Here is a 22769-nt window from a genome sequence, read left to right as displayed (position 1 = left end):
AAGTCAACTTTAAGGTCAAGGCTCGGAATAGAGGAGCACGTCCGGCTGCGTTCGAGTGACCTTGCGGCGATCGCCGTCGCATCGGCGGATCATTTGGCCATCGTGCGGCGGCCTTTGCCGCGGATCGATACCACGCCGTGATCGCGCAGCCGGTCCATCACCCAGCGCGTGCGTTCGGCGCAATCCAGTGCGGTCGGCCGGTTCTTGATGCTGTCGATCGCGACGCGGAGTTGCGCCTTGTTCTCCTTGAGGCGCTTCTGCATCGCTTCGATCTCGGCGACTTTCCGTTCGAGCGCCTCCACCAACCCCTCGTGCTGCCAGTTGCCGGCCTTCACCGGCAGCAGATGGCGGATCTGCTCGAGCGAAAAACCCGCGCTTTGCGCACTGGCAATGATCTCGAGCATCCACACCGCATCATCGGCGTAGTCGCGATAGCCGTTCGTACTGCGTTCGACGGCCGTGATCAACCCTTCGGCCTCGTAAAAGCGGATCCGCGATGCCGACAGGCCGCTGAGCTTCGCGAGTTCCCCGATTCTCATCCCTACCTCGTACCCGTGTTGACATTAAACCTAACATTAAACCTAGAGTAACCGCATCGCCAAGCCGGGCGGACGGCCGATGCCGCCGCGCACGTTGCACGGGCCTGGCGATCGCGACACGCGGCAAGGCCGCCACGGATCGATATCGTTCACCGAACAGGAGCAGACATGGGATACGTCACTACGCAAGATGGCGTCGACATCTTCTACAAGGACTGGGGTCCGCGCGACGCCCAGGTGATTTTCTTTCATCATGGCTGGCCGCTCAGCGCCGACGACTGGGATGCCCAGATGCTGTTCTTCCTCGCGCAGGGCTACCGCGTGATCGCGCACGACCGTCGCGGCCACCGGCGCTCCAGCCAGGTCTGGGACGGCCATGACATGGATCATTACGCGGACGACGTCGCTGCGGTCGTGAACCACCTCGGCGTACAGGGCGCCGTCCATGTGGGCCACTCCACCGGCGGCGGCGAGGTCATCCACTACGTCGCGCGCCATGGCGAGGACCGCGTCGCCAAGGCCGTGCTGATCAGCGCCGTGCCGCCGCTGATGGTCAAGACCGACAGCAACCCGGGCGGGCTGCCGAAAGAGGTGTTCGACAACCTGCAGGCGCAACTCGCGGCGAACCGTGCGCAGTTCTACCACGACGTGCCGGCCGGCCCGTTCTACGGCTACAACCGCGACGGCGCGACACCGTCGCAAGGCGTCATCTGGAACTGGTGGCGGCAGGGCATGATGGGCAGCGCGAAAGCGCACTACGACGGCATCGTCGCGTTCTCGCAGACCGATTTCACCGAAGACCTGAAACGCACCTCGATCCCGGTGCTCGTGATGCACGGCGACGACGACCAGATCGTCCCGTACGCCGATTCCGGCCTGCTGTCGGCGAAGCTGGCGAGGAACAGCACACTGAAGGTGTATGCGGGCTTTCCGCACGGCATGCCGACGTCGAACGCCGATACGATCAACGCCGACCTGCTCGCGTTCATCCGCGGCTGAACCCGGCGGACGACGGTGCGGCCTTCAACCGGAGTCGCAGGCTGAAGGCCTTCCCGAGCAGCTGCCGAACGCAGCTAGTGAAGTTCGCGAAGAAAATCGGGAACCACTTCGCCGATCGACACAAGATATGCCGCCATCGCACCGGCCACCTTGCGCACGGCAGGACGCGCCGTCATCCGTTCGCGCCACGCAAGCAGGTTCGGCGTTTCGGCAGTCATCGGCGCACCTTTGCGCGCACCGAACAACTGCGCCATGTAGAACGCGATGTCGGCGTAGGAATAAGCGCCGGCCAGAAAATCCCGATTGTCGAGCACACGCTCCATCTGCCGGTAATATCGCGCCGCTTCGGCACGCGCGGCCTGCGCCGCCGGATCGTCCGGCGTGCCCTCGAGCCCCATCAGCCGGACGACGTGCGGGAAATAGACTTCGTCGCTGCAGTGTTCGAGCTGACGCGCGACGGCGCGCGCTGCCGGTTGCGCCGGCCATAACGCGGGCGCCGGCTTCAGGTCCTCGAGATACTCGAAGATCTGCGTCGAATCGAAGATCTCCAGATCGCCGTCGATCAGCACCGGCACCTGGCGCTTCGGATTGATGCGCAACACGTCCGGATGCCTGGGCTCGTAGCCGCGCTGCTGACTGAACGGCACCATCACCCGTTCGAAGTCGATGCCCTTCTCGTGCGCTGCAATCTCGACCTTGGCGCCGAACATGCTCAGCAGTCCTGAAATGATCTTCATGGTTCGTCTCCGCTTCAATGGAACGGGTCAGGGATGCGGCAAAGCATAATCCCAAAAACATGACACCTTATGTCAGGTATTTGCGGTAATGTGTCATGCATGAAAGCGAGCCGCCTGCTGTCGATCATGATGATGCTGCAAGCGCGCGGCCGGATGACCGCGCCGGCGCTGGCCGAAGCGCTGGAAGTATCCGAGCGCACGATCCTGCGCGATATCGACCAGCTCTCCACGGCCGGCGTGCCGATCTGGGGCGACCGCGGCCGCAACGGCGGATTCCAACTGCGCGACGGCTGGAGCACCGATCTCACGGGGCTGACCGAACACGAAGCGCACGCACTGATTCTCGCGGGCCTGCCCGGGCCGGCGAGCGAACTGGGTCTCGACGGCATGGCTGCGTCCGCGCGGCTGAAGATGATCGCGAGCCTGCCGCCGGCCTCGCGCGAGCGGGCCGATCGCGTCGCCAGCCGCCTGCACATCGATACCGTGGACTGGTACCGCGCGCAGGAAACGCCCGCGTTCCTGCGTGAAGTGGCTGACGCCGTGTGGGGCGCGTACCGGATCGACGTGACGTACCAGAGCTGGCGCGGCATATCGCGCCGCGCGCTCGAACCGCTCGGCCTCGTGCTCAAGGGCGGTGCCTGGTACCTGATTGCGAAGGTGGCCGGCAAGCGCGGTGCGCTCACCTTCAGGCTCGCCAACATCCTCGAATTCAACGCAACGCGCCGCCGTTTCAGGCGCCCGGCGCGATTCGACCTGGCCGCGCACTGGCGCGACGCGATGAAGCGGTACGAAGCCGATCTCCATCAGCTGACCGCCCATATCGCCGTATCGCCGCGCGGCGAAACCTGGCTTGCCAACGCGCGGATCAAGACCGCACCGATCCCCGAAACGTCACCTGGCACGGATGTGCCGCCAGGATGGAAAGCATTCCTGATGCCGATCGAATCGATCGAGCACGGTGCGCGCAAGCTGCTGGGCTTCGGCGCACACGTAAAAATCCTCGGGCCGCAGGCGCTCAAGGATCGGTTCATCGAAGAGTTATCGCAGGTATCGGCGCTTTATCCATCTGCTGATGCTTGAAGCGCCGCCATCAGGTCTCGTCGGAAACGCGTCGACAAGGGGTTGCAACCGAGCCGCGTTCACGGCCCGATGTCGAATCCGGTTTCCCCGATGCCAGCTCGTAAAGCAAACAGCTATCTCGGGCAGGCCCACTGACTTATAGTGCGGACTGTCCATTCAACGAGGAGAGCTGTAATGAAACTGCTGGCCAACGGTCCGTTCGAAGTGAAGCTGAATCCGGAATCCCTGAGCGCCGTCGCCGAACATTCCGGGCTCGGGCGCATGTCGCTGAACAAGCAATTTCAAGGCGACCTGGAAGCCGTCAGCCATGGAGAAATGCTCGCGTTTCGCAGCAGCGTCCATGGCTCGGCAGGCTACGTGGCGATGGAAACGGTACAGGGTGTGCTCGGCGGGCGCCGCGGCAGCTTCGTCCTGCAGCACAGCTCCACGATGACGCGTGGGGAGCCAAAGCAGTCGATCACCGTCGTGCCCGATTCCGGGACGGGAGAACTGCTTGGGCTTTCCGGTTCGATGATCATCCATATCGACAACGGCCTGCATTCGTACAGCTTCGACTATGAATTGCCCGATGCTGCGCAGTGAGTCGCTCAAAGAAATGCCACTAGACTCGCGGCGCTGACGCGTTCCCGCATCACGCGAACGCCTCGTCGTGCAGACGGAACTGCGCGACCGCCGCGCTCAGTCGCGAACCCTGTTCATCGAGCGACAACGCCGCGGCCGCCGCCTCCTCGACCAGCGCCGCATTGCGTTGCATCGTCTGCTCCATCTGGATGACCGCCGCATTCACCTGCTCGATGCCTGACGACTGCTCTTCGAACGCGTGGCTGGTCTCGCCCATGATCGCGTTGACGCGTTCGACCGCGGCGACGAGCTCGCTCATCGCCGAGCCGGCCAGCGTGACGAGGCCGCTGCCGTCTTCGACACGCCGTGCGGCATTGCCGATCAGGTCGCGAATTTCCTTCGCCGCCGACGCGCAACGCTGCGCGAGCCCGCGCACCTCCGTCGCGACCACCGCAAACCCGCGCCCCTGCTCGCCTGCGCGCGCGGCTTCGACGGCTGCATTCAACGCGAGGATGTTGGTCTGGAACGCGATGCTTTCGATCGTGCCGACGATGCCGGAAATCCGCGCGGAGCTGGTCGAAATCGCGGACATCGTCTCGACGACGCGCTGCATCGCCTCGCCGCCCCGCGACGCGATACCGGCCGCACCCTCGACGTAAGTACGCGCATCGCGCGCGTTGTCCGCGTTCTGGCGCACGGCCGCCGTCAGCTGTTCGACGCTCGCGGCCGCCTGCTGCAGCGACACGGCCTGCTGCTCGGTGCGCGCGGACAGGTCGACGTTGCCGCTCGCGATCGTGCGGACGTCGCCGACGATCGTTTCGGTACTCGCGCGCACCTGGTTCACGGTGTCGACGAGGCCGTCCTGCATCCGCTTCAGCGCATTGAGCAGATAGGCCATTTCGTTTTCGCCCGCGATGACGACGGTGCCCGTCAGGTCGCCTTTCGAAATTTTCTCGAACTGGCCGACCGCGAGATTGATCGGTTCGATGATCGCCTTCGCAAGCACGCGCTGCGCAAAGAAGCCGACGACGAGCGCCAGCGCGGCGACCGCCGCCATCCCCCACACGATCCGGTGGAAATGCACGCCGGCCGCATCGTAACGGGCCTTCTGGCGCGCGACCTGGAACGATTCGAGCGCGTCGATCGCATCCTGGTAGGCGGCGAACAGCGCCGGCGGTGCGGTGCGTTGCGTATCGAGGAAATTGAACGCGTCGTCGCCGTCGAGCTGCGACAGTGCTTTCAGGAACACACGGTCGAGCAGCGCGCGGCGGTGGCGCTGCAGCGTGTCGAACAGCGCCTGCTCGTTCGCGTCGCGCGCATGCAGGCGCGTGTAGGCATCCAGTTCGTCGTTGCTCTGCTTGAGGAGCGTGTGGAGCTGCGCGGCGCCCTCCTTGCCCGACTGACCCGCGCTGATGATCTGCGCGACGTCGCTCATGCGTTCGCGCAGCACGAGCATCCGCTCGGAGCTGGTCTTCAGGTGCAGCAGCGACGCGGTGTCGTCGCGGTACATCGCCTCGAGCGAACCGTTGCCGATGTAGAGCGCAGCAATGCCGGCGCCGACCACCAGCACGAGCAGCACGGTATAGCCGGCGATGGTCGCGATGAGTCCACCGCGGATGGTGAATTGTTTTCGCATGACGTTCCCTTGCGCGGGCCCGGTGCGGCCAGCGGCGGATGTGGATTCCGGATCACGAAAGACGGGCGCCGCATCGCAATACGCGGCGCGGGGGCTGCGAACGGGTTAACGGCGGGGGAAACGGCGAGGTTTTACCTGTACGCGACGTGAATCTTGACGATTGCGACAGATGGAGGCGACGCGGAAGCCGGATGCGCTACCTGCCGTCGGCCAGCCTCGCCCTGATCTCGTCGGCCGACAGGTCGTACCGGTGCGTGGCAATCTGCCAGACGTTGCCCCACGGGTCCCTTACCATCGCGCGCCTGTCGCCGTACGGCAGGTCGGCGGGCGCTTCCAGCGAAACCGCCTGCGCCGCGATCGCCCGTCGATAAATCGAATCGGTATCCTCGACATACACGTACAGGAACGCCGGCATCGGCTCGCGCAGGCCGTCGGCGCCGCTGATCATCACGACGGAATCGCCGATGCGGATCTCGGCAGGCAAGCCGGTGCGAAATTCGCCGCGTGCGTCGAACACCGTCCGCACGAATGCGATCAGGTTTTGCGGATCCGGAACGACAATGCGCGGCGTGACGGTATGCCATCCATCGGGCTGGAACATGGCCATGGTACGCAACCTCCGATGCGGGTGTCAGCGGTATTGTGCTCCGCGCACCGACGTCCTGCAAAGGAATGCGAAGGATTGATCAAGTACCGCGCCTCCTTTGCCGCTCGTCAAAGGCTGGCGTTCGACTCCAGCCACCGCGGTTCATAGGCTCCCAATGCGCGCGCCGGATGGAACCACGCGAGCGGCGCGCCCTCGATCTCGAGCGGCGCGCGAAGCCGCGTGGCAGGCCCCCATGACGTCGTTTCGACGTGCTCCGCGCGATCATGTTGCGTATCCGGAGCCACGACAACCACGTCGCTCATCGGCTCAGCACGCAACTGCAAGACGGCCGACGTACGCGCCAGCGAAGCACGAACTTCAGTGCCCACGCCGCCCTTCAGTCGCGCCGTCAATCCACGTATGGCTGACGCCGCCATCAGGTAGCCCGTCGCATGGTCGATCGCCTGGACGGGCAGGTTCACCGGCTCGTCGTTACCCGTCATGCGCATGCCCGCGTCGGCGATTCCCGTGCTCATCTGGATGAGACTGTCGAAGCCGCGCCGGCAACGCCACGCGCCGGTCCAGCCATATGCGTCGAGCGATACGTCGATGAGCGCGGGATTGAGCGCGCGCCGTTGCGCGGCATCGAGCCCGAGACGTGCAAGCGCGTCGGACCGGTAACCGTGCACGACGATATCCGCGTCGCGCAGCAACCGCTCGAGCGTCGCGAGATCCGCGGGCTGCTTCAGATCAAGCCGAGCGCAGCGCTTGCCCAGGACGACGTCGGGCACCGTGCCCGGCTCTTCCCAGCCATACGGATCGATGCGCAGCACGTCGGCGCCGAGGCCCGCCAGGAATCGCGTCGCGACGGGGCCGGCGAGTATGCGCGTCAGGTCGAGCACACGAATGCCCTGCAACGGCCGGTTTCGCGACGGCTGCCAGTCGCGTGCCGCAACCGCCGGCGTGGTGTGAGCGTGCAGCAACGGTTCGGACGCAACGGCCTTGCCTTGCGGATGCGCGGCCCATTCCTGCCGCGAGTACATCACCGCCGCGCACCCGCCGCGCTCGACGATTGCGTCTTCGAGCGCATGGGCATCCCAGCGGCTGACCGCTCGCGCGACCGCCTGGGCGTCTGCCGCGCAGTCGAGCACCGCCAACGCGGCTTGCCGATGATGCGGCGCGTTGGTGTGCAACCGGATCCAGCGATCGCGCGCCCGATAGTTGCCGGCCACCGGATCCCATTGAGGCGGCAACGTCCATCCCGACGGGCGCAGCGAAATGCCGAACCACAGCGAAGCCATGCGCCGGTCGACGTGAACCGCCGGCAATATACCGGTCGACTCGCGCAGCAATTCGGCTACGGCCGCACCCGCCGCGCCAATTGCCGCACCGGCCAGGTCGGTCACGCGAAACGCCGACAGCAGTTCGCTCGTCCCGCTGAAGCTGCAATGCTCGAGACGTTGCGGCGCGCCACCCAGCGCGGCCCAGAATTCCTGCAGATGACGCGACGTGAGCCCCTCGTCGGCCTCAGCCGCGCCACCGGAAATTTGATCGACACGCATGTTCGCCTCGAATCGTTTGGGTGACGCAAAGATCGGCTTGCTCGCATTTATTGTCAACGTTGATTATCCTGATCAACCTGCCGAACGAATCGAGTCTCGCGCCATGTCGCCCTACCTGAATTCGACCGAAGCGGCCGCGAGGCTCGGCGTCTCGCGGCAGACGCTTTACGCTTACGTCAGCCGCGGCCTGCTGCGCGCGGAACCCTCCGGCCATCCGCGTGAAAGCCGTTACTTCGCAGCGGACGTCGACCGGCTCGCGGCCGAACGTGCGCGCGGCCGCAAACCGAAAGAAGTCGCGAAAGCCGCGCTGAACTGGGGCTCGCCCGTGCTCGAATCGAGCATCACGTTGATCGAGGGCGGCCGGCTTTTCTATCGCGGCGTGGACGCACTCGAGCTCGCCGGCCGCGCGAGTCTCGAGGAAGTCGCCGCGCTGCTGTGGCAATGCGACGAGCGGACTGCGTTCGGCCCTCGCGTTCCCCGCGCACCCGCGGTATTGCGGACCCTGTTCAAACATTACGGCGATCAACGCGCGGAGCAAGCGCTCCTGTCGTTGTTCGCCGTCGCCACCGACGACGCGCCGACGGCAGCGTGGCAGCAATCGGTCGACAGCCAAGCGCAGGGCTGCGGCGACCTGGTACGGATCCTCGCGGCATGCCTGTTGCGAACCGGCTTCGATACGGCGCCCGTCCACGAGCAATGCGCGTGTGCATGGGGCGTCGGACCGTCGGGCGCGGACCTCATCCGGATCGCGCTCGTGCTGTGCGCGGATCACGAACTGAACGCATCGAGCTTCACGGGCCGATGCGTGGCGTCGACGAATGCGAGCTTGCGCGCGGTCGTGATCGGCGGCCTCGCCGCCCTGTCGGGCGGGCGGCACGGCGCCACCACCGCGCGTGTCGAAGCGATGTGGGATGAAATCGGCAACCGGGACGTCGAGCGAAAGATGCGCGAGCGTCTGCACCGAGGCGACGATCTGCCGGGGTTCGGACATTCGCTCTATCCCGGTGGCGACGTGCGCGCGGCAACCCTGCTGTCGCGCATCCTGCCGCGCCATCCGCAATGGAAAACGATGATCGATGCAGGCAGTTCGCTGGTTGGCCACAAGCCTTCGGTGGATCTCGCGCTCGTCGCGCTGCGCAGGCATTTGCGGCTTCCCGTCGGCGCCGCGTTCGGTTTGTTCGCGCTCGGCCGCTCGATCGGCTGGATCGCGCACGGGCTCGAGCAACGCGGACATCCCGAGTTGATCAGGCCTCGTGCGGTGTATACAGGCGTTCGGCCGAACGATGTCGATGCAGGCTCGGGGCGACCGCGGTCACGTGGGCGATCGGGAAAGCGGCCCGTGGCGCAGCATGCGGGGCCGGAAAACGACATACTTGCGACGTTTTTCAAAGCCCGTTAGCGTAGCGAGCAAGTGGTGTGCGAAGCGCGTATAAACCCTTCAACTCATGCGAACCTCCCTGTTATGCCAGAAGATTTCGAAGTTCACGGCCCGCACGATCATGCAGTAGAGCATCCTGCGGCGCATGGAGAAGACCACGGAGCGGCACGCATCGCCGTGATGACGGCTGTCCTGGCCTGCGTTGGCGCGATTTCGGCGTACCAGAGCGGTGCGGACGAGAATTTCGCATTGCTACACAAGAACGAGGCCGCGATCCAGAAAACCGAGGCCGCTAACCTGTGGGCCTATTACCAGGCAAAGGGCGAAAAGCAGAATCTGGCCGAGCTCGGTGCGGCCTTGAGCCAGGAAGCGTCGCCGCAACGAAAGCGTTTCGAAGCAGACGCCGCGCGGTATCGCCAAGAGAAGGAGCCGATCCGCGCCCGCGCCGAAGCGCTCGAGCAGGAAGTCGTGAAGAGCAATGCTGCAAGCGAGGAGCGGCTTCACCGGCACCATCGGTGGGCGCAGGCCACTACCATCATCCAGATCTCGATCGCGCTTGCTGCGATCACGATTCTCACGCGGCGGACATGGATGGCACGGCTGTCGATGGGTGCTGCCGCGATCGGTGTCGTCCTGGCAGGGCTGGCGTTCTTCGGTGTGTAAGGTCGAGCATGTGGCGGTATTGTCAGCCGCCGGTGGTTATACGCTCGTGCGCTACGCCAGGGGTGCGCTCCAACAACGTGAATGGCTCCAAAACTCGCAACGACGTTGCAGCAACACTGGAAAGCGAACGAGGGCTGGTAAAGGTAGTTTCAACGATGTAAGGGAACGAGTTTTCGTAACTGCCTTTCGTAACGTTCGCCAACTACGTTCAAGGATGTTGCCGCGTAAAAATACGACTGGCAACGTCTGCTCGAAGTGGGGATAGCAAACTACAAGTCTTTAGCCGCCGGGTTTCAACGGCAGGTTTCGAGATTCCCGAATGCCCCTTCGGAGTGGCGGATTCAACCGACCGCGTAGGGCGGCATCCGGCCACAAACGGCCGTTCGACACAGCTTTTTAGATCGTCGACAATCGGTGCGGATAAGGGCGTAGCCTTTAGCGGTTACCGTCGATCAGATCGTTCAGCAGCGCATCGAACGCGGCCTGTGCGTCTTCAAGTTCCTGCAGGGCGGCATCAAAGGTTTGCAGCGCGAACGGCGAAGGCTCGCCGCTGCCTTGCGGCGGAAATTGCTTCTGCATCGAGGCGAACGTACTCTGCACGCGCAGCGTGGCGGCCACCATGCGCTCCATCGCCTCGGTTTCTTCGGCTCGGGCCTGTTCCGGATTCATTCCTCTCTCCTTGGATGGTTTTCTTGAAGACCAGATCGTACACGCTGTGTCCGTTCTTGCCGCCCTTGGCAGAACGACTCCGTTGAAGGTTCCAACGGCACGTTGCGGGAGAAGCGATTTAATCGGGAATGATTCCGCAGTCGCGCCGAGGCCAAGATACTCATCGAGCGTGGCTATAAAATCCCGCCGCAGGTCGCAACGATTGGCCGCTTTGGATAAATCTGAAGGGCCGTTCTGGGTCGTTTTGAGCCGCTGGTATCCGGCCAAATTCGGCCATTACGAACAATTCATGACCAGCGCCCGCATTGGCGCTTACGAGCAGGCGTGACGCTCGCGCCGATAGGCGCGAAGCTTGTTCTGCGATCTACGGCGCCCGGTTACTTTCATCGCGATGCTTGCGATGCAGCAAAACGAGTGCCCTGTCGCCCATGCGGCTCCGATGAGAATCGCACCCGACGGCTTGAGCCTCCGGTATGCCGCCTTCGCACGAGCGCAAACGTCGATGCCAAACGGCATGTCCGGGCGCGGTCCGTGCGATCATGCGCCCTGACCAACATGAGAGATGGAATGACCACTACCTTCGACGAGGCGACAACGGCGGCGATCGCCGCGTTTGCCCAACTGGATTTCTACACGGCCGTGCAAGCGATGCGCGCCGAGGCCGACTACGACCACGAACGAGACCAGTGGATCTCGCGCTACATCGACGAGCATGGCGGCGGTGCGGACGATGCCGAATACGACGCCCTGCACGCGCAGGCCCAGGCAACCCCGGAATACGCGCAGTTCATCGATGCGGTTCGCCAGGAAATCCTGGAATACTTCGGCGTGACCGACGATCAACTGGACTGGATGGTCCTGCTGCGCGATGACGACAGCGATGAGCTTTGGACGGAAGTCAACCGGCAGCGGAACGCGCTGGGAACCGGGGAAGTTCGCGGAGATCTCTGACCCGTGCTTGCCGTCGGTGTCGCAGTCGATGGCGACTCCGACGGCAAAAGTGCGGCGCGAACAATCGAACAGGTGTGCGATCGATTCATGCGCACCGGAATGACGAACAGTCCGGGCGCGAACACGCCGGTGTAATACAGGTTGCTTCAGCCGCCCTTCGGAAACACTCCCCTGCTCATCGCATCGAGCTGCCGCACGATCTCCGCGCGCAGTTCGGTCGATACCTCGACGCTGTCGAGCAATTCCGAAATCCACAACCCGTCGGCCGCGAGCCGGCAGATCATCAGCGTCGCGGCCTGCTCGAGCGGCACGGGATCGGGCCGCGTCCATTCGCGCATCGGCACCGACCACCGCTCGCGCGTGTCCTGCTCGGTAATCATCGACGCGACGAGCACGCGCAGCACATCGGTACTCGCCGCCGGATTCGCCGCATCGAGCACCGCATGCAAATACGCGCGCGCCGCCGCGCCGTCGCCGTTCGGATCCGCCGCCATCCGCGCGTCCATCTGCGCACCGAACCGCGCGGTCGCCTGCCCGAACAGCGCATCCAGCAGCCCCTGCTTGTTCGCGAAGTGATATTGCAATGCGCCTTTCGTCACGCCGGCACGCTCGGCCACCGCATCGAGCGTCAGCGCGGCCACGCCGTGATGTGTCGCGATTTCCGATGCAGCTGCCAGCAACTGCGCGCGCACTTGATCCGGCGCTTTTTTTCGCCGCACGCCGCCGGCAGTGACGGCCGGCGCCGATGATCCTTCAGACGCCCGTGCGCCGGCCATTCCAGCCGGTTCGACAGGCGCGGACACGTCTTGCGGCGCGGGTTCGAGGCGTTTTTTCATGGTGCGGATGGTAGCACCCGCGCGTCTCGAGATAAACATTCCGGCTGGATGGTATGATCCGCCGCATGAACAAATCCGCCTCCTCTCCCTGGTCCGCACTCGACACCGCAATCGCCCGTGGACGCGATGCGCTCGTGCGTCTTCAGCAGCCCGACGGCAGCTGGTGTTTCGAACTCGAATCCGACGCGACGATCACCGCGGAATACATCCTGATGATGCATTTCATGGACAAGATCGACGTCGATCGCCAGGAGAAGATGGCGCGTTACCTGCGCGCGAACCAACGGCTCGACACGCACGGCGCATGGGCGCTGTACGTCGACGGCGCACCGGACGTGTCATGCAGCGTGAAGGCGTATTTCGCGCTGAAGGCTGCCGGCGACAGCGAACACGCACCGCACATGATCCGTGCGCGCGACGCGATCCTGAAGCTCGGCGGCGCGGCGCGCGCGAACGTGTTCACGCGCATCCTGCTCGCGACGTTCGGCCAGGTGCCGTGGCGCGCGGCGCCGTTCATGCCGATCGAATTCGTGCTGTTCCCGAAGTGGGTGCCGATCTCGATGTACAAGGTCGCGTACTGGGCGCGCACGACGATGGTGCCGCTGCTCGTGCTGTGCTCGCTGAAGGCGCGTGCGCGCAACCCGCGCAACATCTCGATCCGCGAACTGTTCGTCACGCCGCCGGACGAGGAGCGCCAGTACTTCCCGCCCGCGAACGGCATGCGCAAGGTGTTCCTCGCGCTCGACCGCACGGTTCGCCATATCGAGCCGCTGATGCCGAAGCGCCTGCGGCAGCGCGCGATCCGGCATGCGGAAGCGTGGTGCGCGGAACGGATGAACGGCGAGGACGGCCTCGGCGGCATCTTCCCGCCTATCGTCTACAGCTACCAGATGATGCAGGTGCTCGGCTACCCGGACGACCATCCGCTGCGTCGCGATTGCGAAAACGCGCTGGAGAAGCTGCTGGTCACGCGGCCGGACGGCAGCATGTATTGCCAGCCGTGCCTGTCGCCGGTGTGGGACACCGCATGGAGCACGATGGCGCTCGAGCAGGCGCGCGGCGTCGCGGCGCCGGAAGCCGGCGACCCGGACGGCGCGCTGCGCGAACTCGATGAACGCATCGCACGCGCATACGACTGGCTGGCCGCGCGCCAGGTCAACGACCTGCGCGGCGACTGGATCGAGAACGTGCCGGCCGACGTCGAGCCGGGCGGCTGGGCGTTCCAGTATGCGAACCCGTACTATCCCGACATCGACGACACCGCGGTCGTCACCGCGATGCTCGACCGCCGCGGCCGCACGCATCGCAACGCGGACGGCACGAACCCGCATGCGGCGCGCGTCGCACGCGCGCTCGACTGGATGCGCGGGCTGCAATCGCGCAACGGCGGCTTCGCGGCGTTCGATGCCGATTGCGACCGCATGTACCTGAACGCGATCCCGTTCGCCGATCACGGTGCACTGCTCGATCCGCCGACCGAGGACGTGTCGGGCCGCGTGCTGCTGTGTTTCGGCGTGACGAAACGCGCGGAAGAACGCGCTTCGCTCGCGCGCTGCATCGACTACGTGAAGCGCACGCAGCAGCCCGACGGCAGCTGGTGGGGCCGCTGGGGCACGAACTACATCTACGGCACGTGGAGCGTACTGGCCGGCCTCGCGCTCGCCGGCGAGGACAAGTCGCAGCCGTATATCGCGCGCGCGATCGACTGGCTGCGCGCCCGGCAGCATGCGGACGGCGGCTGGGGCGAAACGAACGACAGCTATATCGACCCGGAGCTGGGCGGTACGAATGGCGGCGAGAGCACGTCGAACTTCACCGCGTGGGCGCTGCTCGCACAGATGGCGTTCGGTGACTACGAATCCGATTCGGTGAAACGCGGCATCGCGTATCTGCAGTCGGTGCAGCAGGACGACGGCTTCTGGTGGCACCGCTCGCACAATGCGCCCGGGTTCCCGCGCATCTTCTACCTGAAGTATCACGGCTATACCGCGTACTTCCCGCTGTGGGCGCTCGCGCGTTACCGGCGTCTGGCGGGTGCTGCGGCTGCGGCCGCAGTGGAAGCAACCGACACCGCAGTCGCTTGATCGACCGCGCGCCGCGGTGCCCGATGGCACCCGGCGCGGTCGTTACAGGATCCCCCTCCCCGCCGCATCACTCGCCCCCCTTCTCCCTCATCGTCGCGAACGCATCGCGCAACGCTCGACGATCGACCGGCAGCGTCGCGACGATGGCCGGCGAGCGCGTCGCCGAGGCGCGACTTGGCGTGTCTTTGGGACTCATGGGTTGCTCCAGGTTTGACAGGAAAGCGCCCCCAGTCCGGGTTGCACAAATCAGTCATTTCGCGACATAATTCTCGAAACTTGAGTCCCACAAGGTCTTACATGCTCGACATCCGCCAGCTTCAGTATTTCATCGCGGTTGCGGAAGAGGAACACGTCGGCCGCGCGGCCGAACGCCTGCACATCTCGCAATCGCCGCTCAGCCGGCAGATCGCGCAGCTCGAGGAAAAGCTCGGCCTGACGCTGTTCGAACGCAGCCAGCAGCGCATTCGTCTGACGCGTGACGGCCGCACGTTCCTCAGCGAAACGTATGCGTTCCTGCGCCATGCGAACCGGCTCGAATCGCTCGCGCGCCGGCTCGGTCGCGGCGACGAAGGCGGCCTCTGCATCGGCTACCTGGAAACGGCCACGCACTCGGGCGTGCTGCCACGCGCGCTCAAGGCACTGCGCGCCGATCGTCCGGCCGTTCACATCGCTTTGTACAACTATCAGTCTGCTGCGCAGCTCGAGGGCTTGCGCGAGCGCAGCCTCGACATCGCGCTGGTCACCGAGCCGCCCGCGCCGGACGATCCCGAACTCGATTCGACGATGGTGTTGAACGATCCGATGCTGCTCGCAATGCCCGACGGACATCCGCTCGCGAAGAAAAAGACGCTCGTCGCCGACGATCTCGCCGCGCAGGCATGGATCGGCGTCACGCAGCAGGAAAGCGCGCCGCGTCATGGCGCGTTCGTCGCGGCCTGTGCGAAGGCCGGCTTCTCGCCGGACATCTCGGTGGAAGCGACCGAGCCGCTCGCGGCGCTCGGGCTCGTCGCCGCCGGGCTCGGCGTGACGATGATCCAGCAGAGCCTGCGCCACCAGGTACCGGAAGGCGTCGTGCTGCGCGAGCTGCCGTGGTTCGGCTACCGCACGCCGCTGTGGGCCGCGTGGCACAAGGTCAACCTGCGGCCGCTGGTCGGCATCTTCCGCGAGATCCTGACCGGCGAGGAAGTCGTCGCGACGACAGGAAAATGAATCCGTGAAAGCACGGGACGCCATCGCATCGCGGCGCCCCACGCACTGGTAGCGAGCGCGCCGATTGCTTCGCAAACCTGATCTTCTTAACGCTGCGCGCGACTTGCGATCGACGCTCGGCACGAATGCGCCACACCGTCGCCGCGGGCCTGAGCCTGCGACGACGGCGTGGCGGAAGTTGATATCAGCCGACTCCTGCTCGCACGAAGCGATACGCTGCCGTCAGGCCGCCGCGAACCGCTTCGCCAGTTCCGCGAGGCCGTCTTCGTAGATCCCGCGGAACAGCCGGACGGTGTCGTCGTCGGTCGCGCCGTGCGGCGTGAACGTGCCCGACCACTCGACGGTCGACGCGTTCGGGCCGTTTTCACGCACGCGCAGCGTGGAGCGATAGTTCACGACCGGGAACGGTGCTTCGAGGATCGCGTACGTGTAGCTGCGTGCCGCTTCGTCGAACGCGACCAGCCGCTCGACGATCGCCTCGCCGGCCGGGTTCGCGAGACGCCGCACGCGCCCGCCTTCGCTCAGCTCGCTGGCCGGAATGTACGACAGCCAGTCGGGCAGCGACCCGAAGCCGCCAATCAGTTGCCAGACGGCCCCGGCCGAAGCAGGGAGTTCGATGCCGGCATTTGCCTGTGCCATGTCATCACCTGTCAGGATCAACGACCGGCCGGCAGCGGTGCACTGGCCGCAATCAGGCCTTGTTCACGCATCTCGCGCCAGAAGTCGGCCGGAATCGCCACGTTCAGCGCAGCCTGGTCTTCCGCGATCCGCTCAGGACGGCTCGCGCCCGGAATCACCGCGACCGTGGCCGGATGCGACATCGAGAACTGCAGCGCGGCGGCCTTGATCGGCACGTCGTAACGCGTGGCGATCGCCTTGATCCGCTCGACCTTCGCGAGGATTTCCGGCGACGCCTTCTGGTATTCGAAGTGCGTGCCGCCTGCGAGCACGCCCGAGCTGTACGGGCCGCCGACGACGATCCCTACGTTCTGCGCGGCAGCAGCCGGCATCACGCGTTGCAGCGCGCGCTCGTGATCGAGCAGCGTGTAGCGGCCGGCCAGCAGCATGCCGTCCGGTTGCGGCTCGGCAAGGTCGAGCACCAGTTCGATCGGCTCGACACGATTCACGCCGAGGCCCCAGGCCTTGATCACGCCTTCTTCGCGCAGCTTGCTCAGCACGCGGAATGCACCCTTGCGCGCCACTTCGAATTGCGCGAGCCATTCGTCGCCGTAGAAGTCCTGTGCGATGTCGTGCACCCAGACGATGTCGAGTCGGTCGGTGCGCAGGCGCTTCAGGCTGTCCTCGATCGAACGCAGCGTCGCGTCGGCCGTGTAGTCGTTGACGATGCGGTTCGGCCGGCCGTGTTCGAACAGGCCGCCCTTTTCGCCGAGATCGCGCGCCGTCACGTCTTCGATTTCGTCGAGGATCACGCGGCCGACCTTCGTGCTCAGGACATATTCGTCACGCGGGTGATTCGCCAGCGCGTCGCCGAGGCGGATTTCCGCGAGGCCGGCGCCGTAGAACGGGGCAGAATCGAAATAACGGATACCGTGTTGCCATGCCGCCTCGACGGTGGCCGCGGCTTCCGCGTCGGGAATGTTGCGGAACATGTTGCCGAGCGGCGCAGTACCGAAACCGAGGATCTTGTTACCGGGCAGCTTGTCTTTGAGACTCATGATTTTCTCCAGGGAATGAGGGAAAGCGAGTCCAGTCTATGGAGGCAGGTTAAGTCTGTCCAAGACGGAATTCGACACACTTGAGTCCCAGGAGGTCTGATCGGCCTGTTTGATGCCCGTTTCGCCCAGTGGCACCGACACACCGTTCCGGCGAGACGCCCGTGCGGAAACGCTGCCGACCGAATCGGCACTCGATTCACGATTCCAGATCAAAAGTCATTTGAGCCGGCGACCGTTTTTCCCCGTGCTCGCACACTTTCCTTCCTCGAGGTCGATGCGCCGGCTTCACGTCGCGACGGGCATCTCGTCGCGAATCGCGAATCGCGAATCGCGAATCGCGAATCCAGTCGAGCATCGCGCCGTGCTTCTATCTCCACCTCCCATTCGACGATGTGATCGGCCGCGTCAGACGAATCCCTCTTCGACCAGCGTACAGCCATTCGCGGTGATTTCGTGCCGCTGGCCCGAGCCGCCGACCACGCGGCTCCAGCTCGCCGACACGAGCATGACCGCGTCGCCGTCCGTGTGCAGCGCATAGCTGAAGCCGCCGTACATGCCTGGCACCGCGAACCACGTGCTTCGAGCCTGCGCATCGAGCTCGAGCAGCGGTTCGAGTTCGGGCAGACGCAGCGCGTCGACGCGCAGGTGCGAAATGCGGCCGAGGATCATGTCGTGGAAATGGCTCTGAATGGCGCGCAGCGTGTCGTCGGATACGAAGCGTCGCGGCTGCGGCGTCAGCAACCCGACCAGATGCCGATGCCCGCGCCGCACGGCGATATCGATCGCGCGCTCACGTCGTGCATCGCGCAGCAGGCGCCACGCACCGAGCCGCAGCAGTGCGGTGACGACCTCTTCCGGTGCACCTCCGTAAGCGGCCTGATGCAACGGTGCATAAAGCGACGTCCCGCCAGGCCGCGTCGCGTTGACGAGGCCGGGCTGTTGCGTCAGGAGGTCGAGCATCGTCGACCATTCGCCGTTGCGTGCCGCGTCGGCGAGCGCGTGCCGGCTCGCGACCTGTGCATCGCCGAGCACGTCGGCGCCCGTGATGCCGTCCCATACAAGGCTCAAGTGGCTCCCCTCCTCATCGCGCGGCACCTGCGCATCATGGCGATCACGCATCGCCTCTCCGCGCCGACGACGCGTCGAGTGCATCATGATCGACGAGCAGATTCAGCAGCTGGCGGCGCGATTCGATGCCGAGCTTCGCGAACGCGCGCCGCGCGTAGGTATCGATCGACGACGGCCGGATGCCGAGTTCATGCGCGATATCCTGCGTTTTCCGGCCACGAATGAGCCGTGCGCATACCTCCGATTCGCGAGACGTCAGCTTGTCGAATACGTCGTTCAATCGTTGCGCGGTCCCGCCTTCCGATGCGCGTGGCGCGGGCGCTCCCGCATCGGACGAACGGTCGCCGGCAATGCGCCGATGCGCGACCGCGAGCGGCAACACGATCAGCGCGACGTGCCGGACGACGCTCAGCTCCTTCAGCGAGAACGGCGGCAGCCGGCGCGCGCGGCACACCGACAACGCATAGGTCAGCTCGTCCACACGATACGTGACGACGCATTCGTCGTGTATGTCCTCGGTGTCGTAAAACGCGCGCCGGATCTCGGGGTTCAACCGCAGCGTCGACAGCTGCAGCAACTGCGTATCGCGTTCGCCCCGGATGCAGTCGAATGTCGTGTCGACCTGCGCGAAATCGCGGTAATAGCGCGTCATCGTGCGCTCGATCTGGGCGGGATACGTGCCGTAGCTGCCGATCCAGCCGACCCGGCGGTCGAGCAACGACTCGTCCTCGTAATCCAGATGAATGGAATCGCAATCGACGATGCGCGTCAGGTTCTCGAACACGACCGCGACGAAATCCGGCGATCCGATCGCACCGGCCACGGCCGACAGCGCGTCGGAGATGAACACGAGCTGGTTCAACTGGATATCGATCGTCGCGGTTGCGTCATGGTCGGTCATACGGTGCACGGGAGAACGGGACGATTATCGTTACCACGCCAAAAGTACGTTGCCAATTCCCTCGCGCCGGTTCCGGTCCGCGCGGCCGCGCGGCTGTACTGATTTCATGGACAGACATCCGGCCGGCCGCCCCATACAGTCATCCCCGATATCCGGCGAGACCCGTCGGCGCATCGCAGGTTCGACACGAGCCGCCGCGCGCCTCGCCGTCCGACCCGCGGCGCGCATGCGCCACGCAGTGCGCCGCCTTCGTTCCGACAGGGAGTGACCATGATCGTCCGCGCTTTTCGTCTCGCCTTCCCCGTTGCAATCGCAACCGTTGCGTGCTTCGCGCCGCTGTCCGTGTCGCCGGCCCGCGCGGCCGACACCGAGCTGAACGTCTACAACTGGTCCGAGTACATTGCGAAAACGACGATCCCTGACTTCCAGAAACAGACCGGCGTGCATGTGCGCTACGACGTCTACGACAGCGACGACACACTGCAGTCGAAGCTGCTGGCCGGCAGTTCCGGCTACGACATCGTCGTGCCGACCTCGAACTACATGGCCAAGCAGATCCAGGCCGGCGTGTACCAGAAGCTCGACAAGACAAAACTGCCGAACCTCGCGAACCTCGATCCCGCGCTGATGAAGAAGATCGCCGAATCCGACCCTGGCAACCAGTACGGCGTGCCGTGGGCCTACGGCACGGACGGCGTCGGCTACAACGTGCAGGCGGTCAAGAAGGCGCTCGGCGACGGTGCGCCGCTCGACAGCTGGGCGCTGGTGTTCGATCCGGCCAACATGTCGAAGCTGAAGCGCTGCGGCGTGTCGTTCCTCGATGCGCCGGACGACGTGTTCGCGGCCGCGCTCCAGTACCTCGGCAAGGACCCGAACAGCAAGAACCCGGCCGACTACCACGCGGCATTCGACATGCTGAAGAAGGTGCGTCCGTACATCACGCAGTTCAACTCGTCGGGCTACAACAACGATCTCGCGAACAACGACGTCTGTGTCGTGCTCGGCTGGTCGGGCGACATCAGCGTCGCGCGCCGCGAAGCGGCAGCGGCGAAACGCGGCTACGAGATCCGCTACGCGAACCCGAAGGAAGGCGGCATCCTGTGGTTCGACGTGATGGCGATTCCGAAGGATGCGCCGCACCCGGAAGCCGCGCTGCAATGGATCAACTACATCCAGGACCCGAAAGTCAACGCGAGCATCACCAACGAGATCTACTACCCGAGCGCGAACCAGGCGGCCCATCAGTACGTGACGCCGGCCGTCGCGCACGATCCGAACGTGTACCTGTCCGCCGACGTGCTCGACAGGATGACGCTGTCGAAGCCGCGTTCGGCCGACATCGCGCGGCTCGAGAACCGCCTGTGGCAGCAACTGAAAACCGGCAACTGACCGCGCCGTCCGCAACTGTGAAATCATGCGAACGCGCCGTCGGCGCGTTCATTTCCATTCGACGAAGGATGCCAGCCGTGCTCGACATTTCCACCATCACCGACGCATTCGCCCCGAACGGCGAACCCTTGCAATACCGCGTGCCGCCCGCGAAACTGATTGCCGGCGACCCGCTGCAGACGCTCACGCCCGGCTTCACGAGCCCGTGCGGCCGCTTCTCGACGGGCATCTGGGAGAGCACGCCCGGCCGCTGGCACGTCACGTACACCGAAGCCGAGTACTGCGAGATCCTGGAAGGCACGTCCGTGATCGCCGATCCGGACGGCAACACGAAAACCGTGCGTGCCGGCGATCGCTTCATGATTCCGCCGGGCTTCAGCGGCACGTGGGAAGTCGTCGAACGCACGCGGAAAATCTTCGTCGCGTACGACGAGCATCCGCCCGAATAGGCTGCGGCGCCCGCGGAAACGTTACCGCACGTCGCCGAGCGCGCCGAGAATCCCGTACGCGGCCTTTACGCGGTCCTCGATCGGGAAGCTGCGGTTCGCGAGCATCACGATCGCGATCCGCTTCGCCGGAACGAATGCGACATACGTGCTGAAGCCGTTGGTCGAGCCCGTCTTGTTGATCCACATGCCTGCGCTCGGCGCGAGCGGCGGCTTGATCGCGCTGGCCGGCGTGGCGTTGAACAGCATCTTCGGTGCATTGCCCTCGAGCAGCGTTGGCAATGCGACCGGATACGGGTACTGCTCCCAGATCAGGTCCTGCGTCAGCGGCCCCGCACGGAAATAGCCGGTGTGCGTGCGCTCCAGCGCGCGCTTGAGCCGCGGCGCCGTGTCGACCAGCCCCATGTTCGCCTGCACGAAGCGCAGCAGATCGGCCGCCGTCGTCCGCACGCCGTATGCCGGCTGCCACAGCATGCCGCCCTTCATGCGGATCGGTTTGCCGTCCTGCGTATAGCCCTGCGCGTAGTCGGCCTGGCGCTCGGCCGGCACGTTGATGTACGTATGCGTCATCCCGAGCGCGGGAAAGAGCCGCTGCTCCATCAGCGCCGCGAAGTCCTTGTGCATCGCCTTCGCGGTGAGCCACCCGAGCATCCCGATCGCGACGTTCGAATACGTGCGATAGGTGCCCGGCGCATACGCGGGCCGCCACGCATCGAGATAGCGGATCAGGTCAGCGTCGTCGCGGATGCTGTCCGGCACCTGCAGCGGCATGCCGCCGGGCGTGTGCGTGCCGAGCTGGAGCAGCGTGACGACGCCGAACGGCTTGCCCTGCAGCTCGGGCAGATATTTGGCGGCCGGGTCCGCCAGCGACAGCTCGCCGCCCTCCTGCGCATCCGCCGCGAGCGTCGCGGTCAGCGTCTTGCTGACCGAGCCGATCTCGAACAGCGTATCGCCGGTGACGGGCTTGCCGGTTTGCGTCGACATCACGCCGTAGTCGAACACGTGCGGCTTGCCGTCGGCGACGATGCCGATCGCCATGCCGGGAATCGCGTACTGCTTCATCAGCGGCGCGATGTGGCGGGTCACGGTGTCATGGAGGTCGTCCTGCGCAGCGGCAGCCGCGCGGCCGGCCGCTGCGGCGGCGCACGCGGCGACGAGCAGCGTCGCAGCGAAGCGTGTCACGTTGAATCGCATGGTTGCGGTTCCTTTGGTATCGGATGGTTGCATGAGCAACAGGCCGGCACGCACCACATGGCGATCGTGTTGGCCGGCCTGTCGAAGCAGGACTATCCGCTGCGGGCCGGCCGCCAACAATCGACGATATGTTGCGCGAGCCTAAAGAAAATCTTATGAGATACGCAAGGCGCCGGATTGCACCGCCGCAATCGCGGGCCACCGACCGGTTTGTACGAGAAAACCTGTCGGTTTTAACAGCATCGAATCCGGTGCCGAATAACGCCGCGTAAAAAAATCCATGAAAAAGAGATAACTCTTGTCAGATTCGCCGACGCCGGCATGCCGCGCGATTGATTCACCCGCGCGGATCGCAGTAGACTCGCGAAAGCAAAAAATAAGATCCATCCTGAGAGAAACAATGAATCGCCACTCGTTGATCGCCCACTCCCGCGTCGCTGGTTGCCGGCCGGTCGCGTGATTTTCACGCACCGACCGACCTGTATCGGGAAACCGCAACGCTGCCGCGCATCGCTCGCGCGCACGTCCGCGGCTTCACCCGCCAGCCGAAAGCACCACCGGGGTCTCGCGCGCACTGCCCGCGCAAGCCCCGCCTGACCGGAGAG

General features: G+C 65.0%; 24 protein-coding genes. 10 read left to right on the top strand and 14 right to left on the bottom strand.

Annotated features, from left to right (window positions below):
• Positions 1-89: 89 nt before the first annotated feature.
• On the bottom strand, positions 90-539 hold the full coding sequence (locus AC5LXX_RS31700) for a MerR family transcriptional regulator (RefSeq protein ID WP_493414071.1): 450 nt from the start codon (positions 537-539) through the stop codon (positions 90-92).
• A 168-nt stretch (positions 540-707) separates the two neighbouring features.
• Here AC5LXX_RS31700 and AC5LXX_RS31695 point away from each other — a divergent pair, with 168 nt between their 5' ends.
• On the top strand, positions 708-1538 hold the full coding sequence (locus AC5LXX_RS31695) for an alpha/beta fold hydrolase (protein ID WP_493414070.1): 831 nt from the start codon (positions 708-710) through the stop codon (positions 1536-1538).
• Positions 1539-1612: 74 nt separating this feature from the next.
• On the opposite strand, the gene AC5LXX_RS31690 is transcribed toward AC5LXX_RS31695, so the two are convergent.
• The gene (locus AC5LXX_RS31690) at positions 1613-2275 is read right to left on the bottom strand and encodes a glutathione S-transferase family protein (protein ID WP_493414069.1); all 663 of its coding nucleotides are present in this window, start codon (positions 2273-2275) and stop codon (positions 1613-1615) included.
• Between the two features lie 99 nt (positions 2276-2374).
• Between AC5LXX_RS31690 and AC5LXX_RS31685 the strand changes: the two genes are divergently transcribed.
• Both AC5LXX_RS31685 and AC5LXX_RS31680 read left to right on the top strand, forming a co-directional pair.
• On the top strand, positions 2375-3355 hold the full coding sequence (locus AC5LXX_RS31685; RefSeq protein ID WP_493414068.1) for a helix-turn-helix transcriptional regulator: 981 nt from the start codon (positions 2375-2377) through the stop codon (positions 3353-3355).
• A 174-nt stretch (positions 3356-3529) separates the two neighbouring features.
• A complete protein-coding gene (locus tag AC5LXX_RS31680; protein WP_493414067.1) occupies positions 3530-3937 on the top strand; it encodes a DUF3224 domain-containing protein in 408 nt (135 codons plus the stop codon).
• Positions 3938-3986: 49 nt separating this feature from the next.
• On the opposite strand, the gene AC5LXX_RS31675 is transcribed toward AC5LXX_RS31680, so the two are convergent.
• The 3 genes from AC5LXX_RS31675 to AC5LXX_RS31665 form a co-directional block, all read right to left on the bottom strand.
• A complete protein-coding gene (locus AC5LXX_RS31675; protein WP_493414066.1) occupies positions 3987-5552 on the bottom strand; it encodes a methyl-accepting chemotaxis protein in 1566 nt (521 codons plus the stop codon).
• Between the two features lie 196 nt (positions 5553-5748).
• A complete protein-coding gene (locus tag AC5LXX_RS31670) occupies positions 5749-6159 on the bottom strand; it encodes a VOC family protein (protein WP_493414065.1) in 411 nt (136 codons plus the stop codon).
• Between the two features lie 107 nt (positions 6160-6266).
• Entirely contained in the window at positions 6267-7700 is a 1434-nt protein-coding gene (locus AC5LXX_RS31665) for a CoA transferase (protein WP_493414064.1), read from the bottom strand.
• A gap of 103 nt (positions 7701-7803) precedes the next feature.
• Here AC5LXX_RS31665 and AC5LXX_RS31660 point away from each other — a divergent pair, with 103 nt between their 5' ends.
• Positions 7804-9099 carry a citrate synthase family protein gene (locus AC5LXX_RS31660; RefSeq protein ID WP_493414063.1) on the top strand — a complete coding sequence of 432 codons (1296 nt, stop codon included), beginning with the start codon at positions 7804-7806 and terminating at the stop codon, positions 9097-9099.
• Positions 9100-9162: 63 nt separating this feature from the next.
• Complete coding sequence (locus tag AC5LXX_RS31655; protein ID WP_493414062.1) at positions 9163-9741, top strand: DUF4337 domain-containing protein; 579 nt, start codon at positions 9163-9165, stop codon at positions 9739-9741.
• Between the two features lie 435 nt (positions 9742-10176).
• Here AC5LXX_RS31655 and AC5LXX_RS31650 read toward each other — a convergent pair whose 3' ends face one another.
• Complete coding sequence (locus tag AC5LXX_RS31650; RefSeq protein WP_006487081.1) at positions 10177-10410, bottom strand: hypothetical protein; 234 nt, start codon at positions 10408-10410, stop codon at positions 10177-10179.
• 567 nt (positions 10411-10977) lie between these two features.
• On the opposite strand from AC5LXX_RS31650, the gene AC5LXX_RS31645 reads away from it, so the two are divergent.
• Positions 10978-11361: an ATP-dependent protease gene (locus AC5LXX_RS31645; RefSeq protein WP_493414061.1), complete on the top strand. Its 384-nt coding sequence runs from the start codon at positions 10978-10980 to the stop codon at positions 11359-11361.
• 146 nt (positions 11362-11507) lie between these two features.
• Here the strand turns inward: AC5LXX_RS31645 and AC5LXX_RS31640 are convergent, their stop codons facing one another.
• Positions 11508-12197: a TetR/AcrR family transcriptional regulator gene (locus AC5LXX_RS31640; RefSeq protein WP_493414060.1), complete on the bottom strand. Its 690-nt coding sequence runs from the start codon at positions 12195-12197 to the stop codon at positions 11508-11510.
• A 53-nt stretch (positions 12198-12250) separates the two neighbouring features.
• On the opposite strand from AC5LXX_RS31640, the gene shc reads away from it, so the two are divergent.
• Positions 12251-14281, top strand: a complete 2031-nt coding sequence (gene shc, locus AC5LXX_RS31635; protein WP_493414059.1) for a squalene--hopene cyclase — start codon at positions 12251-12253, stop codon at positions 14279-14281.
• A gap of 67 nt (positions 14282-14348) precedes the next feature.
• Here shc and AC5LXX_RS31630 read toward each other — a convergent pair whose 3' ends face one another.
• Positions 14349-14477 carry a hypothetical protein gene (locus AC5LXX_RS31630; RefSeq protein ID WP_493414058.1) on the bottom strand — a complete coding sequence of 43 codons (129 nt, stop codon included), beginning with the start codon at positions 14475-14477 and terminating at the stop codon, positions 14349-14351.
• A gap of 101 nt (positions 14478-14578) precedes the next feature.
• Here AC5LXX_RS31630 and AC5LXX_RS31625 point away from each other — a divergent pair, with 101 nt between their 5' ends.
• Complete coding sequence (locus tag AC5LXX_RS31625) at positions 14579-15490, top strand: LysR family transcriptional regulator (RefSeq protein WP_493414057.1); 912 nt, start codon at positions 14579-14581, stop codon at positions 15488-15490.
• A 222-nt stretch (positions 15491-15712) separates the two neighbouring features.
• On the opposite strand, the gene AC5LXX_RS31620 is transcribed toward AC5LXX_RS31625, so the two are convergent.
• From AC5LXX_RS31620 to AC5LXX_RS31605, 4 genes are all read right to left on the bottom strand, one after another.
• Positions 15713-16129 (bottom strand): SRPBCC family protein, encoded by a 417-nt coding sequence (locus AC5LXX_RS31620; RefSeq protein WP_322081116.1) that lies wholly within the window; start codon positions 16127-16129, stop codon positions 15713-15715.
• Positions 16130-16146: 17 nt separating this feature from the next.
• On the bottom strand, positions 16147-17166 hold the full coding sequence (locus tag AC5LXX_RS31615) for an aldo/keto reductase (protein WP_493414056.1): 1020 nt from the start codon (positions 17164-17166) through the stop codon (positions 16147-16149).
• Between the two features lie 405 nt (positions 17167-17571).
• Complete coding sequence (locus tag AC5LXX_RS31610; protein ID WP_493414055.1) at positions 17572-18285, bottom strand: ankyrin repeat domain-containing protein; 714 nt, start codon at positions 18283-18285, stop codon at positions 17572-17574.
• On the bottom strand, positions 18278-19135 hold the full coding sequence (locus AC5LXX_RS31605) for a helix-turn-helix transcriptional regulator (protein WP_493414054.1): 858 nt from the start codon (positions 19133-19135) through the stop codon (positions 18278-18280). The genes AC5LXX_RS31610 and AC5LXX_RS31605 overlap by 8 nt, the downstream gene beginning before the upstream one ends.
• A gap of 270 nt (positions 19136-19405) precedes the next feature.
• On the opposite strand from AC5LXX_RS31605, the gene AC5LXX_RS31600 reads away from it, so the two are divergent.
• Both AC5LXX_RS31600 and AC5LXX_RS31595 read left to right on the top strand, forming a co-directional pair.
• Positions 19406-20524 carry a polyamine ABC transporter substrate-binding protein gene (locus AC5LXX_RS31600; RefSeq protein WP_493414053.1) on the top strand — a complete coding sequence of 373 codons (1119 nt, stop codon included), beginning with the start codon at positions 19406-19408 and terminating at the stop codon, positions 20522-20524.
• Positions 20525-20592: 68 nt separating this feature from the next.
• Positions 20593-20973, top strand: a complete 381-nt coding sequence (locus AC5LXX_RS31595) for a cupin domain-containing protein (RefSeq protein WP_493414052.1) — start codon at positions 20593-20595, stop codon at positions 20971-20973.
• A gap of 21 nt (positions 20974-20994) precedes the next feature.
• Here AC5LXX_RS31595 and ampC read toward each other — a convergent pair whose 3' ends face one another.
• Both ampC and AC5LXX_RS31585 read right to left on the bottom strand, forming a co-directional pair.
• A complete protein-coding gene (gene ampC / locus AC5LXX_RS31590; protein WP_493414051.1) occupies positions 20995-22164 on the bottom strand; it encodes a class C beta-lactamase in 1170 nt (389 codons plus the stop codon).
• 153 nt (positions 22165-22317) lie between these two features.
• Positions 22318-22635, bottom strand: coding sequence for a hypothetical protein (locus AC5LXX_RS31585; RefSeq protein ID WP_493414050.1), 318 nt, complete (start codon positions 22633-22635; stop codon positions 22318-22320).
• Between the last annotated feature and the right edge of the window lie 134 nt (positions 22636-22769).

It is taken from the genome of Burkholderia torrens (genome assembly GCF_984668525.1).
The sequence above is the reverse complement of the archived record's forward strand: the minus strand, read 5'-3'. Positions and strand labels throughout refer to the sequence as shown.

Bases quoted from the DNA above. Each gene is read 5' to 3' on its own strand.
- AC5LXX_RS31690 (WP_493414069.1), bottom strand. From the start codon at position 2,275: ATGAAGATCATTTCAGGACTGCTGAGCATGTTCGGCGCCAAGGTCGAG.
- AC5LXX_RS31645 (WP_493414061.1), top strand. From the start codon at position 10,978: ATGACCACTACCTTCGACGAGGCGACAACGGCGGCGATCGCCGCGTTT.
- AC5LXX_RS31670 (WP_493414065.1), bottom strand. From the start codon at position 6,159: ATGGCCATGTTCCAGCCCGATGGATGGCATACCGTCACGCCGCGCATT.
- AC5LXX_RS31615 (WP_493414056.1), bottom strand. From the start codon at position 17,166: ATGAGTCTCAAAGACAAGCTGCCCGGTAACAAGATCCTCGGTTTCGGT.
- AC5LXX_RS31660 (WP_493414063.1), top strand. From the start codon at position 7,804: ATGTCGCCCTACCTGAATTCGACCGAAGCGGCCGCGAGGCTCGGCGTC.
- AC5LXX_RS31625 (WP_493414057.1), top strand. From the start codon at position 14,579: ATGCTCGACATCCGCCAGCTTCAGTATTTCATCGCGGTTGCGGAAGAG.
- shc (WP_493414059.1), top strand. From the start codon at position 12,251: ATGATCCGCCGCATGAACAAATCCGCCTCCTCTCCCTGGTCCGCACTC.
- AC5LXX_RS31620 (WP_322081116.1), bottom strand. From the start codon at position 16,129: ATGGCACAGGCAAATGCCGGCATCGAACTCCCTGCTTCGGCCGGGGCC.
- AC5LXX_RS31630 (WP_493414058.1), bottom strand. From the start codon at position 14,477: ATGAGTCCCAAAGACACGCCAAGTCGCGCCTCGGCGACGCGCTCGCCG.
- AC5LXX_RS31695 (WP_493414070.1), top strand. From the start codon at position 708: ATGGGATACGTCACTACGCAAGATGGCGTCGACATCTTCTACAAGGAC.
- AC5LXX_RS31665 (WP_493414064.1), bottom strand. From the start codon at position 7,700: ATGCGTGTCGATCAAATTTCCGGTGGCGCGGCTGAGGCCGACGAGGGG.
- AC5LXX_RS31700 (WP_493414071.1), bottom strand. From the start codon at position 539: ATGAGAATCGGGGAACTCGCGAAGCTCAGCGGCCTGTCGGCATCGCGG.
- AC5LXX_RS31675 (WP_493414066.1), bottom strand. From the start codon at position 5,552: ATGCGAAAACAATTCACCATCCGCGGTGGACTCATCGCGACCATCGCC.
- AC5LXX_RS31685 (WP_493414068.1), top strand. From the start codon at position 2,375: ATGAAAGCGAGCCGCCTGCTGTCGATCATGATGATGCTGCAAGCGCGC.
- AC5LXX_RS31655 (WP_493414062.1), top strand. From the start codon at position 9,163: ATGCCAGAAGATTTCGAAGTTCACGGCCCGCACGATCATGCAGTAGAG.
- AC5LXX_RS31600 (WP_493414053.1), top strand. From the start codon at position 19,406: ATGATCGTCCGCGCTTTTCGTCTCGCCTTCCCCGTTGCAATCGCAACC.
- AC5LXX_RS31680 (WP_493414067.1), top strand. From the start codon at position 3,530: ATGAAACTGCTGGCCAACGGTCCGTTCGAAGTGAAGCTGAATCCGGAA.
- AC5LXX_RS31610 (WP_493414055.1), bottom strand. From the start codon at position 18,285: ATGCGTGATCGCCATGATGCGCAGGTGCCGCGCGATGAGGAGGGGAGC.
- ampC (WP_493414051.1), bottom strand. From the start codon at position 22,164: ATGCGATTCAACGTGACACGCTTCGCTGCGACGCTGCTCGTCGCCGCG.
- AC5LXX_RS31595 (WP_493414052.1), top strand. From the start codon at position 20,593: ATGCCAGCCGTGCTCGACATTTCCACCATCACCGACGCATTCGCCCCG.
- AC5LXX_RS31640 (WP_493414060.1), bottom strand. From the start codon at position 12,197: ATGAAAAAACGCCTCGAACCCGCGCCGCAAGACGTGTCCGCGCCTGTC.
- AC5LXX_RS31650 (WP_006487081.1), bottom strand. From the start codon at position 10,410: ATGAATCCGGAACAGGCCCGAGCCGAAGAAACCGAGGCGATGGAGCGC.
- AC5LXX_RS31605 (WP_493414054.1), bottom strand. From the start codon at position 19,135: ATGACCGACCATGACGCAACCGCGACGATCGATATCCAGTTGAACCAG.